Here is a 14,528-nt window from a genome sequence, read left to right on the forward strand (position 1 = left end):
TTTGGGTGATTAAATCAACTTTTATGTTTGAAAAGTCCGAGAGGGCTGATTTATTGCATGAACGAAAGTTGTGACATCGAAAATTAATGGAAAACTTTTCTGTGAAATTTGTCGTTATATATATAGTCTTGAACAAATCTATGATCGAAACGTCGATATAGAAGGGATATGTCGAGGTAGAAAGGAGTCGGTACATAACATGAATAGTACAAAGCTCAGAGTGACTGCCATTCTGATGGCTGCCATTCTGGCTGCGGCACCGCAAGTGGAAGCTGCAGCAACTAAGACACAGCCATCGCAAATCACGAAGTCGACTGCACAGAAGGGTGCAGCTCTGGCCTGGAGCGTGCAGCTTGGGAACAACGTCACAGCAAAGCTTGACCATGCCGACGTATGGCAGCAGACCGGCACGAATGTGGCGGTATTTACACTGACTTATAAAAATGGGGGGAAAAGCGCAGCGCGCCTGGTATCTTATTTTCCCAAGGTGGTGCTTCCCGGCGGTTCCGTGACGGCGGCCAATCCCATATCCAAGGATCTGGCCAAGAAGAAGGTAGAGCCCGGGCAAAGCCTGAGTGTAACCTACTATGCGAAGACCGAGAGCAGCTCATTGTCCGGCATGAAGCTGGTGATGGACGTATGGAATCCGCAAGTCAAAGGCTACCTGCAGCGTGTCGGAACGTACAGAATGCCCGCCAATTATACAGCAGCCGTACCATCTGGTTCGAGCTCCAAGCTGAATCTGGGCGGCACTCCGGTTACCGTACAGGCTGAATCACTGGAGATCATCAAGTATGACGGCAAAGTCATCGCCAAAGTCGGGATGTATATGACGAACCATGGTGGAAAGGTATGGAATGATCGGGGGTTCGAACCGTATTTGGCGACGGCAAGCGGCAGTTCGTTCCTTCTGCGTCATGAGGCAGGGGCTGAGGGTGTGCCTGTTCAGCCGAAAGAAAAGAAACTGGTTTATTACATAACAGAAGTTCCCTCTTATCTTAAAACGACCGGTTTGCATTTCCTGTGGACCGAAAACGATGAAACGCTGAAGCTGTCATTGCCGGTCGCATCCTTCAAGCTACCTGCGGCAACAGCTCCAAAGTGGGACGTTGCGGCGGGCGCGGCCAAGAAGTTGACCATCAAGGGGATTCCGGTCGATGCCAAAATCCGCCAAGCTTCGCTGCGTGCCTCAGGGGGGCAGGGCATATGGAATATCGAGATGGCCTTCAAGAATAAAGGAAAAAAATCGGTGGAGGTTCCGGCCTACGAATTTGCGATTAAAGCATCCGAAGGCTCCTTCCATCCTTACACTCCGGATAACAAAGCGGGTTTGACGCTGCGTCCCGGGGAAGAGAAAACGATGGTGATGGAAATAACGCTCCCGCTAGATCTCAAGCAGGACCGATTGAAGCTGCAAATGATCGGGACATCTGGACCAGCCAGCTCATCTAAACCGCCGGCGAGCTCGGGTGAACCGGCCGGTGAGCCGACCACCGAGGTCCAGGAGTCATTGACCCTGCCGATTGCATACTTTGCCATCCCTTATCAAACGGAACGCAAATCATCTATCGGTGTGGAGTACGACGCGCAGACAGCCAAAGGATTTGCGTACACGCTGGAATCCATCCAGCGCCTGCCATGGCAGGATCAGGATCTGATCGTTGCAAAGCTGCGTCTGCGGAATACGCAGGAATCCAAATCGCTGCCGCTGCCTGAGCTTAAAGTGAACGTCACAGCGGACGAAAAAACAAGTCTGGCTGGTTCGGAGGTTATTGCGGAGGAGCAGGGTTCCCTGATTTCCCCGGGGTCATCAACCGAGGTATATGTCATGGCTCGGATCCCGTATACCAAGGATATCCGTTCGCTTCGCTTCGAGCTGTTTACGCAGCAGGATACGGCCAAAACGTCGTTCCTTACCATGACCACGTCCGGCATGACGCAGTCGATCAGCACTTTGGAGAAAGGGAAGCCGTATACCGTTACCGCGATTGGTAAGCGCGCAGAGGCGCAGGAACGGCGGACGGTCATCTATGAAGGTGTGGACTCCGATATTGTCTATTCCGAGTTCTTGCTGACCAGCAATGAACAGCGCCGCGTCCAAGCAGCGGTGCTGAAGGGGTATTTCCAAAGCACGGATGGAAAGATCTATGAAGCGGAAACCATTCAGCCTGAAGCCTCGCTTCAGCCGGGGTCCAAGCAGTCGATTGTCTTTTGGGCCAGAGTGCCGAAGGGGGCTGCAAGCGAACTGGGGCTTGCTCTGGGTACGGCGATGACCGGAGGCAAGCTTGCTGAAACGGGTAAAGATGCTACCGGTGTCATGGGCATGAAAAAATTGATGCTGAATCCGATCAGACCTGCCATAAGCTCCGGACTGACAAACCTCGATTGGTATCCTTACCACGTTTCGGTTACGAAAGCGGTAGGACATCTGCAGGAAGGCAGCTCATCCATTCCGCTGAATATCACGATTGATGTGAAACGCAGCGAGAGCATCATTGCGGCGGACTCCGGCCACAAGCTGATTTTAATCATCAAGGACAACCTCGGGCAGACACAGGAGCGCACGCTCACGCCAGGAACCGATATTCAGGTCCCAGGCACCCGGTCGATGTCGATCGAGCTGTCGGATGAGCAATACAAAAAACTTCGAGGCGGTTGGTTTAACTTGACCCTGGTGGATGAATTCCAGAATGAGCGGATCACGCTGGGCAGTCAAAGCTACAATCTGATATTCACGCCTACAGCAGTTCCTGACGAGGAGAGTTAAATTAAGAACCGGAAAGGAATAGCGAACATGTTGCGTTTGGAAAATGTATCGCACAGCTTTAAGAATGGTAACGAAGTGTTAAAGGTGCTCCATAATATCCAGTTCGAAGTCCAGAAGGGAGAGATGATTGCCCTGCTGGGCAGCTCCGGGTCGGGCAAGTCTACGCTGCTCAACTTGATGGCAGGACTGATGAAGCCGACGGAAGGCCATATTTATATTGCCGATCAGGATATTGTCAAGTACGGGGAAAACAAGCTTGCTGTCTTCCGGCGCAAGCATATCGGCTTTATTTTTCAGGCCTATGAACTGATCCCGACGCTCACGATTCGTGAAAACGTGGAGCTTCCCCTGGTCTTTCAATCCGTTTCTCCGTCCAAGCGCCGGAAGAAAGCGATGGAACTTCTGGAGATGACGGGGATCGGCGATAAGGCTTCACTGTACCCGTCCCAACTGTCAGGTGGACAGCAGCAGCGCGTTAGTATTGCGCGCTCGTTGATTACCGAGCCTTCCGTCATTTTTGCGGACGAGCCGACGGGTAACCTGGACACCAAAACGGAAGAGGAAATTATCCGAATCATGATGGCGCTGAACGAGTCCATGAAAACGACATTTGTCATCGTTACTCACGAGATGGAAGTCGCTGCCCAAATGAAAAAAACGATTATGCTCCGTGACGGTTATCTGGTTCAGCCGGAGGACTATACAACGCCAGCAGCAGGTCAACGGGGGCCAAACGGCCCCTCGTCCCTGCCTGGGGTCCCGGTTCATACGGAGGGGGCAGGTGAGGTCAGCTGATAATTTTAGACAGCATACGGCTGGCATGGGGACAGATTAAACGTCGTAAAGTGGTGACGGCCCTGTGCATGACCGGTATTTCGATTGGATGCGCGGCTATTATCGTAGCGATCAGCATTGGGAACGGCGCCCAGAATTATTTGGAGACGGAAATTATAGGCGGCATGAAGCTTGACGAGATTACGGTGACTCCACAGGGCTCAAGCGGGAAAGGAGAAGTCAGTGGCCCCGCGGCCGGAGCTGACCGGGGATTGCTAACGGATGATAAAGTTCAGGTGATTCAGGGCTTTGATCATGTCAAATCCGTTATAGCCACCAAGCAGCTCGGGTATTTTAGAGCCATTTCGTCCGATAACCTGATCAACGACGGCTTCAACGTCGTGGCCGTGGACCTGTCAAAGCTCAAAGAGCAGGGCAACAGGTTCAAGGAAGGTGGCGCGCTTGAACAGATCGGTGCTATGGTGCTCAATTACGGAGCAACAACCGGATGGAAGGATGCAGAGACGAGCGAAAGATTGATGAATATGATAAGTTCCGATCCTAATAACCCGAAGATATGGGAAGAATATCAGATGTATGAGAGCACCGTTTCGGAAATGCACGGCAAAAATATTCAGCTGGAGTCGATGGACGCAGACAAGAAACAGCTTAGCCCACAGCTTTATGTTGGAGGCGTGCTGGACGTGCCTACGGGGAGAGATGCCCAGTTTGCGTTCTACGATCGTCAGGCCTATATTTCCTTTGATACGGCGGAATGGCTAACAAACAGTTTGAACCTGCAAAATGGGACTACTTCGAAACAGCGGGTATACGATAGTCTAACCATCAAAGTGGATGATCTGCAGAGTATTAAACCGCTTGAGGATTTAATCTCAAAACTTGCGCTGAATGCGAGCGACAATCTGGCCATGCGTGATCAGGTCGCTTCCCAATTGGATACATTCAAAGCGATCGCTCTCGGCATAGGCGTATTTATCCTGTTATTGGCCTCGATATCAATCATCGTAGCCATGACGATGTCTACGCATCAGCGCCGTAGGCAAATCGGCATCATGAAGGTCCTAGGGGCGAATATGCCGCAAATCCGCAACATGTTCATCGTAGAAGCCAGCCTGCTCGGTTTGCTTGGCGGATTGCTTGGCATCGTGTTCGCATTTTTGATCATCAAGGGACTAAATTCATTCATTATGGCTTCGGCGGGCATGTCAGGGCTACAAATTGCGGTTACGCTGGAGACGCTGCCCATCGGCATTGCATTCGCTGTGATGACCGGAATCTTCTCGGGGATCTATCCGGCGATCAGTGCAGCAAGAACGAATGCGCTTCTAGCCATCAAGCGGGATTAGGATAATGAGCATCGGAAAGGAAGCTAAATCGGTATGATAAAAAAAATCATAAAATGGACGGTTATCGTTGCCGTGCTGGGCTTGGTGGGATATTGGGGATACGGACAGGTGAAACCGAAAGAACCTGAGATTCCCATGATGGAAGAGCCGCAGGTCATCACGTTTCCCGTAACGGAGGAAACCATCGTCTCGACCGTGCAGGTCAAGGGAACGTCCGAATACGGGCGGGAGACCAATGTGTACGCACCTTTTGAAGCGAAAGTGGAGTCCTGGAACGTCGAGAACGGCCAACAGATTAAGAAAGGCGATGCGCTTTTTAAATTGGAGCAAACGGCAATTCGCCAGCAGCTTCAGCAGAAGGAAGCCGAGCTGCAGAAGCGGAAGCTGGAGAAGGAGCTGAAGGAGTTTACGTTAAATCAGGACCTCGATAGCGCCCCGGCTTTAGCAACGGAGGCCGAACGTCTTAAAATGCTGGCAGATCAGGAAAATGCTCGGCTGAGCAGTCAGCTGGATGAGGTTACTAACGATATTGAGCGCCAGACGATGGCCGACTTGAATGACAGGCTGAAGAAAGCTACATACTTATCACCTGCAGCAGGCCTGTTTCTGTTCGACCCGACGCAGCAGCGGCCGCAATCGGTGACGGCGAACCAGTATATCGGCAAAATCGTCGACCTGGATTCTCTTCGATTAGTGGCATTTGTCGGGGAAAACGATATATTCAGCATTAAGCCGGACATGGCGGTTGAGGTTAAGATGCCGTCCATCAAAGATCTAAAGCTGAAGGGAAAGGTGCTGGAAGTAGCTAAATTCGCCGAGACGACGGCCCAGGAGAAGCAAACTTCCCAAGCACCACAGTTTAAGGTGATCATCTCGCTGCCGAAGGAAGATCGTTTAATCGGCGGCCTGACGCTGAACGGAGACATTGTAACCAAACGGAAGGATAAGGCGGTTGTAGTTCCTAAACTTGCCGTTATGACGGACGGAGGCGCCTCCTATGTCATGGTGGACAAGGGAGGCGGCCAGATTGAACGGCAGGATATCGAGACCGGCTTGCAGACGCTAGATAAAATCGAGGTTTTGTCAGGGCTGAAAGTGGGCGACACCGTCGTTCTCCAGTAAGTAAATATCATGAACAAATAAACACAGCGTTCCTCAGAGGCACATAGCCGAGAGGACGCTGTTGTTTTTTACTACATGTCTTTATCCTCGGTGGAACTGGAGAAGTTTGGTTATTTTATCGAAGTATAAATCTCAAACAAGAAAGAAAGGTCCTGGAAATTAATGGACCTATTTTAACAGTGAGCTAATGGTTTAGCAGCAGGAAACAAACCTAGCATTCAACAAAAATATGGAATTTTATCCAGCTAAAATGATGAAAACGCTTCCTATAAAGCGCTTTCAGAAGAAAACTCGTGAATTTACGAGAAAGATGTGGTTTAATGGACAAGGAAAGAGGATTTTCGGGTTTTTTGTAGTAATATAAATGTCAGGTTTGCGTAAACGGAATACTAGATTTTTGTAAACCGGGTAAACCGCATCATGCTAACGAAAAGGGAGATTTTGAAATGCATGTTCGTTCCTTTCAGTTGAGTGACTGTAACCCCGTAACCGAGCTACTTCAGATTGCTTTATCGGAAGAATGCTACGAAAACACGATGGAGCCCTTCTCCAGGCAGCTAGCTTGGGATTCCGATCTGATTATGGTAGCTGAAGAAAACGGTGAAATCGTTGGTGCCTTAATCGGTACGATCGAACGCAATCATGGTTGTTATTACCGCATTGCCATTCATCCCGACTATCGTAGAAAAGGGATTGGCAAATCTTTGATTTCGGCAATGGAACAGCGTTTTCAATCACGGAAAGTCAGTCGGATTATGGTAGCCGGAGACGAGCACAACGCCGCAGCCATGCCATTTTATGAAGCCATGGGATACGGTGCCAGCCAAATCCTGCGGTCGTTCCAGAAGCTCAGTATCCTTGGTCAATAGTCGTAATGACAAAAGCGGTACATACGAGCGACGCAAACGGCGGCTTTAAGCTTCGACAGAGATAAGAAACGACATTTTTTCGATATGAAGCATATCTTTCAGCCGTTGCAAATGGGTGGGAGATATGCTTTTCTATTAATGTACCTTTTTTGAAGGTGCCGCCTTCGTTTTCCGGAGGTGAAATCGAAGTAAAGTAGGTGTAGCATGGGACAAGTGATTTCTCCGGATTCAACTGAGCATGGCGAGAACAACGAACCTCAGAATCAACCTGGCAAGAAGAACGGCTGGGCTGCCGAGCTTTGGGATTGGGTAAAGACGATTGCGATTGCATTTGTTATTATGGTGCTTCTAAATATGTTTGTGTTCAACCTGTCTATGGTTAAAGGTGAATCTATGCAGCCGACACTGGTAGCATCGGAGCGGCTATTTATTAATAAAGTGGTATATCGCTTTTCAGCACCGAGCCATGGCGATGTTATTGTACTTAAGGACCCGAGTGATGGCCCGGATAAGAAGGAGTTTCTGGTAAAACGTGTCGTGGGCGTACCTGGAGATACCATTGAGGTAAAGGACCAGAAGCTGTACGTAAACGGGGTTGCAAAGCAGGAAGGATATACCGATGTCCCGATCGAGGACCCTGGCTTTGAGCCTATAGTACTGGAAGAGGGTCGCTACTTCGTTATGGGAGATAACCGCCATCTCGGAAAGAGTAAGGACAGCCGCATGTTCGGCAGCGTGAAGGAAAGCGACATCGTAGGCAGAGCCGAATTTATTTTCTGGCCGTTGTCTGAGATCAAAAAGCTGTAACCTGAAAGACAGAACATCATCCCAGAAAAGGAGGCGCTGGAGAATGACCTACACACTCGGCTCGTACGCTCCTCCGCCTTCGGTATGGGAGGAGCTCAAGCAGGAGCTCAAGGCCGTTGCGCCGGAGCTCGGGATTGATGATATCGGCTTCGCTTCGGCGGAGCCGTTCCAATCCCTAAAGGGAATTTTGCAAAACCATCGGGATATGGGATATGAGTCCGGCTTTGAGGAGTCGGATCTGGATAAGCGGGTTACTCCCACACTCCTTGGCACGGAGCCGAAGTCCCTGATCGCCATCGCCATAACCTACCACTCCAAGATGGAGAACCCGCCCAAATCGGAGCCAGGTAAATACAGGGGGATTATGGCGCGATCAGCTTGGGGAAGGGATTATCATCAGGTGCTCCGGGAGGCCATGAGCCGTCTCGAGGAATACATTAAAGAACGCGTGCCGGATGCGAAGCTTGAAAGCATGGTGGACACCGGCGCGCTTGTCGACCGGGCGGTTTCGCAGCGAGCCGGGATTGGCTTTAGCGCCAAGAACTGCTCTATCATCTCCCCGAAATTCGGTTCCTGGATATTCCTTGGCGAAATGGTAACGAACATCCCGTTTCCTCCGGATACGCCGGTAACTGAGGATTGCGGGGAGTGCACCAAATGCATCGATGCTTGCCCAACCGGCGCCCTTGTCGGTCCCGGGCAGCTGAATGCTCAGCGCTGCGTTTCTTTTCTGACCCAGACCAAAGGGTTTCTGGACGAAGAGGCCATGCGCAAGATCGGCAACCGGCTGTATGGATGCGATACCTGTCAAATTGTTTGTCCGAAGAACCGGGGCAAGAACTGGACTCATCAAGAGGACTTCAAGCCCGATCCTGAAAAAGCCAAGCCTCTGCTCCTGCCCATCCTGGATATGAGTAACCGGGAATTCAAGGAGGCATTCGGAGATACGTCGGCCGCATGGCGCGGCCGAAAGCCGATTCAGCGCAATGCTGTCATCGCGCTTGGCAACTTTAAAGATATTTCAGCCGTACCGAAGCTGAGCGAAGTACTGCTGAAAGACCCGCGCCCGGAGCTGCGGGGAACCGCTGCATGGGCTCTGGGCCGTATTGGAGGCGAAGAAGCGTTGAACAACTTAGAGAAAAGCATGAAATCAGAAGGGGACTCCCAAGTACGAGATATGCTGCAGCAAGCCTTGAATAAACTGAATGAACCAAGTGAGAAAGAAGCGTCTGCCGTAGCTGCGGCTGATGCTTCCTCCGCTAGCACTCCTGTTGCAGGTTCCTCTAATGGGGACAAGCCGGGACAGGAAAGTCCTGTTATTCAGGGAGTCGAGCCGATGGCCGTCCCTGAGGGAGGACCGGAAATGCTGTATTACGATGAACTTCAATCTCCGATTGGACCGCTGACGGTCTGCGCAACGGAGAAGGGATTATGTCTTATTGAATTTGGCAGCTTCTATGTGAAAGAAGCGGTCATCCAGCAGTGGTCACGGACCTGGGCCGGTAACGGCGGCTATCAGCGTGACGAGGCAAGATTAGCTCCTGCTATCACACAGTTGAAGCAGTATTTTGCAGGGGAGCTAAAGGCGTTCGACGTACAGCTGGACATGCGCGGCACCTCATTCCAATTGCAGGTATGGGAAGCGCTGAAGTCCATTCCTTATGGAACGGTTTGTTCCTATAAGGATGTAGCCGAATCCATCGGGCGTCCTAAAGCAGTTCGTGCCGTAGGTGGGGCGAACAACAAGAACCCCGTTCCGATCATCGTGCCGTGCCACCGGGTGGTAGGAGCCGATGGAGCCTTGATCGGCTATGCCGGCGGTCCGGAAATCAAGCGCACCTTGTTAACGATAGAAGGAGCCATGCCGGACCGGAAAGGGTCGTAGTTGACCAGGGCGTATCATCAGGCCTGTCTGCTGCCATGTATCTGTTATTTTCATTTGCTGTGATGAAAAGGACATGCTATGATAGGTTCGTGTATGCGCCATTAAATGGCAGATATTAGTAGAAGGTGGTCAAGTGATGGAGATTGTCATTCCGATTATTACATTGATCGTGGGTCTGGTCGGCGGATTTTTCATCGGCGTATTCTATTTGCGAAAGCAATTGGAAAAGATGCAGAACGATCCGCAAATGCTGCAGAAGATGGCAAAACAAATGGGGTATAACATGAACAGCAAGCAGATGCAGCGTGCACAGCAAATGATGAAAAATCAGCCTGTGCCGGGTAAAGGGCAAGGCCGTAAACGCAAATCATAATGCAAGAAAGCCCACTCCCGTCTGAATGGATGACGGAGGGGCATTTCTATTTAAAAGGCCGCTAACAGCGGCTATAAGTTAACCGTTTGCTTTTTATATGGAACGAAAAAGGGGGATGTACTGTGGCAGGTGTAAAGGATTATGTAAACAATAAAGTCGGCGATAACCGAGAGCAGATCGAGTATCATGTAGAGCAAATATTGAAACTGATCGGTGAAGATCCCCAGCGTGAGGGACTCCTTGAGACACCGGCCCGTGTGACGCGGATGTATGAGGAGATCTTTGCCGGATACGAAGTGGATCCCAAGGATGTTCTCGGGGTTACCTTTGACGAGAATCATGAGGAATTGGTTATCGTGAAGGATATCGTATATTACAGCCAGTGCGAGCACCATATGGCGCCGTTCTTTGGTAAAGTCCATATCGGTTATGTCCCTAGCGGCAAAATCGCCGGCTTGAGCAAGCTGGCACGTCTGGTAGAGGCGGTTACCCGCCGTCTTCAGGTGCAGGAGCGCATTACCTCGCAAATCGCGGATATTATGGTGGAGGCGCTGCAGCCAAACGGCGTGATGGTGGTAGTGGAAGGCGAGCATCTGTGCATGTGCGCGCGCGGTGTGAAGAAGCCGGGCAGCAAGACGGTCACGTCAGCTGTACGCGGTACCTTCCAGAGTGATTCTGCACAGCGTTCGGAATTTCTGTCTTTGATTAAAGACTAATCATGATCCAGACAAATGAAAAAGGCTTCGCCCACGGAGGCGAAGCCTTTTTTTGTGCTTAATAATGAATGTGAACTCATGATAATCGATGTTGGGCAAGGGTTCCTCAAGAAGCGCCATCCACTTGTTTCATATATTGCACATACTGGATGAGTGCATGTTTTTGCTCCTCGATATCCCGGATGCGGCGGGACATCTCCATAAAGAAGGTTTCAATCTGGTCGCGCAGCACATTGGCGGATTGTCCCTTCCAATCCTGCAGACGGGCGTACATGACCCTAGCCTCCTGTTCGTCGGCTCGAATGGCTGCCAGCAGTCCTGACAGCTCGCGTTCGGCTTGAAGCAAATCATCAAGCTCCAGCAGAATCTCTCGACTCATCTCCATCCCTCCCGGTAGTTTTTGTATCGATGTTTATCCGCTGTTGTCGGTCCGTTCAAATAAATCCGCTTTGAATTTAATATATTGAACGATGTCGGTGGTATGCTGCAGATGCCATTGACTCATCGACATGATGGATGTATCCAGCTGCTGGACAATCGGCTGTAGACGCCTGCTGTGGCTGGAGAACATGTATTTGGAGAGGCGCTGCCGGATTCCCTGTAGTTCGGCATCACTTTGATGGGCGTGCGCTCTCCATTTCTCGGCTACGCTTCGCAGCTCGGCAGGGGTCACCTGAATGGTTCCAGCTGAGCCTCCTGCGGAGCCGGCTATGGCTGCCAGCGAGCCGCCTAAACCTAAGCCCAAATGGCTCATCGGACCACCCAGGCCGAACAAGAGACTGCTATGGGCAGGTATTCTAGGCGAATCAACGGCTTTGTCGGTAGCGCCGTCGTACAGAGGATTTGAGATGTAACCATCCTCGAATCGATAGCGGTCAAGCTGATGATAATTGGGGCCGCCCAGTGTATTATCAATTTTTTCCTTTATACTAAGCCCGTCATTGGCGTCTTTATAACTGGAGTCTATGTAATAGGTTGAACCGACGTGGCCATCGAAGCCGCCGAGTGCACCGCTGCCAATAATGTCGCCAGGATGGACGAAATTAGTGATTTGAGAGTCAAATTCCCCGTTCTCTGCCTTTCTTCTGGCTTCAGGGGAGAGGCTTCCGATGACCGACGGAGCACTGAAGGTGACAGCCGACATGCCCGTATAGGCGGCAGCATATTGCGCATTGGCTCCCCCCAAGGAGTGACCCGTAAGGGTGAAATCAACGTCCTTGTATTTCTCCTTCATTTCCAGCGCATAATCCTCGGCTTGATACAATTGGTTGGTTCCCCATATATCCGTTTTTTTATCGATCTGTCTCGATTGTTCACCGAACCAATCCGTGACATCGTTAATCCCCGTGACTTCTTTGACTTTGTCCACATGGTCCGCCCAAGGTGGCCGAAATTCCGGGATTTTTCTTTTGATCTCTTCAATACCAATATCCGCATCAGCCAAATAATCGGGGAGAGCATGGGATAAATCTTTGCCTGCCTCGGTGCCCCGGTATGCGATAACGGCCTGGTTCGTTTCCTTGTTGTAGAAAGTTACCGCATCAAAACCTGATATGCTGTTGCTCTTATAGTCCTCAAGGACCTCCCATCCAGGCAAGTCCTCAACGGTATCTTCTTTTTTCAGATCGAGATAAGCCGCTTCTGACATCAATCGGTATGTCTCGTCATCCACTTGCGGTGAACTCAAATATACTCCCTCCTTAACATGACTCAGCAGGATCAGAACATGTAGTTACAGCCAAAAGGCAGCCGCAACCCATCACTCGCCCTTAATCGCTTTTCTGAGCTCCGGGTTCATCACGAAGTTGGATGTCTCGCCTGTGTTGAAATCAACGGATATTTTAAAGGTTTGTTCAGGATGATCTACGACAAACCCTTCGAGGTTGACCTTGTCCGCTACGATCGAAGGCATCATCTCTTCCTTGGTAATTTCTACATCCAAGTCGTATTTCTCTTTAAAATGCTGAACGGCTGTGGTTTTAGCCTTCGTTATGACTTCGTCCGAGCTGTCGTCTGTAGTGGCTTGGTTATTGTTCACGGGCTGGCATCCTCCAACAATTAAAATGATAAGCACAAAAGCAAAAATGAAAACACGTGATTTGAACCTACTGTTCACACTGACCCATCCCTTCAGTGGTGATGTTCTGCTCTTACCGGCACGCTGAATCTTGCAGTCTTAGTATGGATCGCATAATTTCTCTTCGTATCGCCTTAGGCCATACAGAGACTGCTTATCAAGCTTACTGTCATATCATAATCCAGCATATGGGAGCGTTCAACCGAATAAATAACCAGATATATGGTAAAAAAGACCTAACAATAGGGTCGGGTTACTCCCTAGCTTGAATAATCAAGTCCAATTCTGGACTCATGACCAAGTGCCCGGTTTCAAGAGTCTTGTGGTTTACGGATATATTGAAAGTCTGATCGGGATGCCCTATGACATATCCTTCAACATCAATTTCATCGGCTCCCGATCCCTTTATCCAATGTGCTCCAGTGTACAGAGAGTCACCCCCTTGAATAATGATAAGCCCTCCTTAAACTCCATAATGAAGTAAGGAGGGCTATAGACATCATACCCAATATTAACCAATGTGAAGCAGCCCAGCTAGGTCTTGAATTAAAAAGGCTTCCATTTCAGCATGCTGGCATGCTTGAAGCGCTCCGCAACCTCCGGCCAGTAGACCACGTTCCACCAATCGTTGATGTAATCCTTGCGTTTATTTTGATGTTTAAGGTAATAGGAATGCTCCCATACATCCAGAGCGAGGAGAGGGACGACATCCCACTGGGAGAGATTCTGATGTTTCTCGGCCTGCAAAATTTCAAGTCGATGGCTGCGCGGACTCCAGACGAGGATTGCCCAGCCGCCGCCTTCCACTTTGTCTGCAGCTTCGCTAAAGTGCTTTTTAAAGCGGTCGAAACTTCCAAAATCCTTCTTGATCTGTTGGGCTAGCTCCCCGCCAGGCTCGCCACCGCCCCGCGGGTTCATAATGTTCCAGAAGATCGTGTGCAGATAGTGGCCGGCACCATGAAAAGCCAGCTCGCGTTCCCAATGCTTCACCAGCTCGAAATCACCGCTTTTTCGGGCCTCCTCCAATTTCTTCTCCGCCTTGTTCAGACCGTCGACATAACTTTGGTGATGGATGTCGTGATGAATCCGCATGGTTTTCTCGTCAATATGAGGCTCCAGCGCATTATAAGCGTAAGGCAGTGGAGGAAGGCGGTGCCCGCCAATCGGAACAGCCTTGCCGCCGCTGTCTCCCATGCCTTGAATGGATAGCTCGGCCTCGGGAGGAGACGGCGGAGGAGACGTGGCCTCGTGTAGCGTCATCGACTGCATCGGCATATCCACATCCATGAATCTTTCCAGTGCTCCGGCGGAGTTGAGCGTCTCCAGCGTGTTCAGGAAGTATTCGGACTCCCGAATCACATGGTGCAGGACCGTGCCGGCGAGCGGCACTTTCCGAACAGCCTCGCTGTTCTCCTTCAATCCGTGGAGCTGGCGGATGAACTCTCGGGATTGCTCGCAGGAAGCACGCAACAGCTGCTCGACCTGGGCCAGCACTTGGGGTGAAGGAGGTCCGTCATAACGAAGAATGTGACGCAGAAGTTCGTCTGCCGCTTTTTCCGTGTCAGCGAACACCACGGCCCATTGATCCAGCATCTTGACATAGACCGGCTCCAGATCCGGAACAATAGCTTTGATGAGCCCGGTATGCTTCCTTTCCTGATGCTTCCAATAGCGAATCTCTTCGAGTAATCGTATCGGGAGCTTCGCTCCGTAAATAAATAACATGTCCGTTCCCTCCAGTATCAGGTTCACTAAACACACTATATTCAGT

The 14,528-nt window shown here is 50.6% G+C and carries 13 protein-coding genes; 9 read left to right on the forward strand and 4 right to left on the reverse strand.

Features of this window, described 5'->3' with window-relative positions:
- Positions 1 to 199 precede the first annotated feature (199 nt).
- From NYE54_RS04495 to folE, 9 genes are all read left to right on the forward strand, one after another.
- Complete coding sequence (locus tag NYE54_RS04495; protein ID WP_339270338.1) at positions 200 to 2,767, forward strand: hypothetical protein; 2,568 nt, start codon at positions 200 to 202, stop codon at positions 2,765 to 2,767.
- 27 nt (positions 2,768 to 2,794) lie between these two features.
- Positions 2,795 to 3,562, forward strand: coding sequence for an ABC transporter ATP-binding protein (locus NYE54_RS04500; RefSeq protein ID WP_053490009.1), 768 nt, complete (start codon positions 2,795 to 2,797; stop codon positions 3,560 to 3,562).
- A gap of 68 nt (positions 3,563 to 3,630) precedes the next feature.
- The gene (locus NYE54_RS04505; RefSeq protein ID WP_339270341.1) at positions 3,631 to 4,908 is read left to right on the forward strand and encodes an ABC transporter permease; all 1,278 of its coding nucleotides are present in this window, start codon (positions 3,631 to 3,633) and stop codon (positions 4,906 to 4,908) included.
- Positions 4,909 to 4,941: 33 nt separating this feature from the next.
- On the forward strand, positions 4,942 to 6,030 hold the full coding sequence (locus tag NYE54_RS04510; protein ID WP_339270343.1) for an efflux RND transporter periplasmic adaptor subunit: 1,089 nt from the start codon (positions 4,942 to 4,944) through the stop codon (positions 6,028 to 6,030).
- 446 nt (positions 6,031 to 6,476) lie between these two features.
- The gene (locus NYE54_RS04515; RefSeq protein WP_076325907.1) at positions 6,477 to 6,899 is read left to right on the forward strand and encodes a GNAT family N-acetyltransferase; all 423 of its coding nucleotides are present in this window, start codon (positions 6,477 to 6,479) and stop codon (positions 6,897 to 6,899) included.
- A 204-nt stretch (positions 6,900 to 7,103) separates the two neighbouring features.
- Positions 7,104 to 7,706: a signal peptidase I gene (gene lepB, locus NYE54_RS04520; RefSeq protein WP_076325906.1), complete on the forward strand. Its 603-nt coding sequence runs from the start codon at positions 7,104 to 7,106 to the stop codon at positions 7,704 to 7,706.
- 43 nt (positions 7,707 to 7,749) lie between these two features.
- Positions 7,750 to 9,591, forward strand: coding sequence for a tRNA epoxyqueuosine(34) reductase QueG (gene queG, locus NYE54_RS04525; RefSeq protein ID WP_339270346.1), 1,842 nt, complete (start codon positions 7,750 to 7,752; stop codon positions 9,589 to 9,591).
- 136 nt (positions 9,592 to 9,727) lie between these two features.
- Complete coding sequence (locus tag NYE54_RS04530) at positions 9,728 to 9,964, forward strand: YneF family protein (RefSeq protein ID WP_076325904.1); 237 nt, start codon at positions 9,728 to 9,730, stop codon at positions 9,962 to 9,964.
- A 122-nt stretch (positions 9,965 to 10,086) separates the two neighbouring features.
- A complete protein-coding gene (gene folE / locus NYE54_RS04535) occupies positions 10,087 to 10,680 on the forward strand; it encodes a GTP cyclohydrolase I FolE (RefSeq protein WP_071220880.1) in 594 nt (197 codons plus the stop codon).
- Between the two features lie 106 nt (positions 10,681 to 10,786).
- On the opposite strand, the gene NYE54_RS04540 is transcribed toward folE, so the two are convergent.
- From NYE54_RS04540 to NYE54_RS04555, 4 genes are all read right to left on the reverse strand, one after another.
- Entirely contained in the window at positions 10,787 to 11,059 is a 273-nt protein-coding gene (locus tag NYE54_RS04540) for a hypothetical protein (RefSeq protein ID WP_076325903.1), read from the reverse strand.
- A gap of 33 nt (positions 11,060 to 11,092) precedes the next feature.
- Positions 11,093 to 12,367, reverse strand: a complete 1,275-nt coding sequence (locus tag NYE54_RS04545; RefSeq protein ID WP_339270349.1) for a hypothetical protein — start codon at positions 12,365 to 12,367, stop codon at positions 11,093 to 11,095.
- Between the two features lie 72 nt (positions 12,368 to 12,439).
- Entirely contained in the window at positions 12,440 to 12,718 is a 279-nt protein-coding gene (locus NYE54_RS04550; RefSeq protein ID WP_339270351.1) for a hypothetical protein, read from the reverse strand.
- A gap of 585 nt (positions 12,719 to 13,303) precedes the next feature.
- A complete protein-coding gene (locus NYE54_RS04555; protein ID WP_339270353.1) occupies positions 13,304 to 14,482 on the reverse strand; it encodes a Fe-Mn family superoxide dismutase in 1,179 nt (392 codons plus the stop codon).
- Positions 14,483 to 14,528: the final 46 nt, after the last annotated feature.

This window comes from Paenibacillus sp. FSL K6-1330 (assembly GCF_037976825.1).
Lineage (GTDB): Bacteria > Bacillota > Bacilli > Paenibacillales > Paenibacillaceae > Paenibacillus_AQ.

What these genes read in the sequence shown, in the direction of transcription:
- NYE54_RS04495 (WP_339270338.1), top strand. Translation starts at nt 200, where the DNA reads ATGAATAGTACAAAGCTCAGAGTGACTGCCATTCTGATGGCTGCCATT.
- NYE54_RS04500 (WP_053490009.1), top strand. Translation starts at nt 2,795, where the DNA reads ATGTTGCGTTTGGAAAATGTATCGCACAGCTTTAAGAATGGTAACGAA.
- NYE54_RS04505 (WP_339270341.1), top strand. Translation starts at nt 3,631, where the DNA reads ATGACCGGTATTTCGATTGGATGCGCGGCTATTATCGTAGCGATCAGC.
- NYE54_RS04510 (WP_339270343.1), top strand. Translation starts at nt 4,942, where the DNA reads ATGATAAAAAAAATCATAAAATGGACGGTTATCGTTGCCGTGCTGGGC.
- NYE54_RS04515 (WP_076325907.1), top strand. Translation starts at nt 6,477, where the DNA reads ATGCATGTTCGTTCCTTTCAGTTGAGTGACTGTAACCCCGTAACCGAG.
- lepB (WP_076325906.1), top strand. Translation starts at nt 7,104, where the DNA reads ATGGGACAAGTGATTTCTCCGGATTCAACTGAGCATGGCGAGAACAAC.
- queG (WP_339270346.1), top strand. Translation starts at nt 7,750, where the DNA reads ATGACCTACACACTCGGCTCGTACGCTCCTCCGCCTTCGGTATGGGAG.
- NYE54_RS04530 (WP_076325904.1), top strand. Translation starts at nt 9,728, where the DNA reads ATGGAGATTGTCATTCCGATTATTACATTGATCGTGGGTCTGGTCGGC.
- NYE54_RS04540 (WP_076325903.1), bottom strand. Translation starts at nt 11,059, where the DNA reads ATGAGTCGAGAGATTCTGCTGGAGCTTGATGATTTGCTTCAAGCCGAA.
- NYE54_RS04555 (WP_339270353.1), bottom strand. Translation starts at nt 14,482, where the DNA reads ATGTTATTTATTTACGGAGCGAAGCTCCCGATACGATTACTCGAAGAG.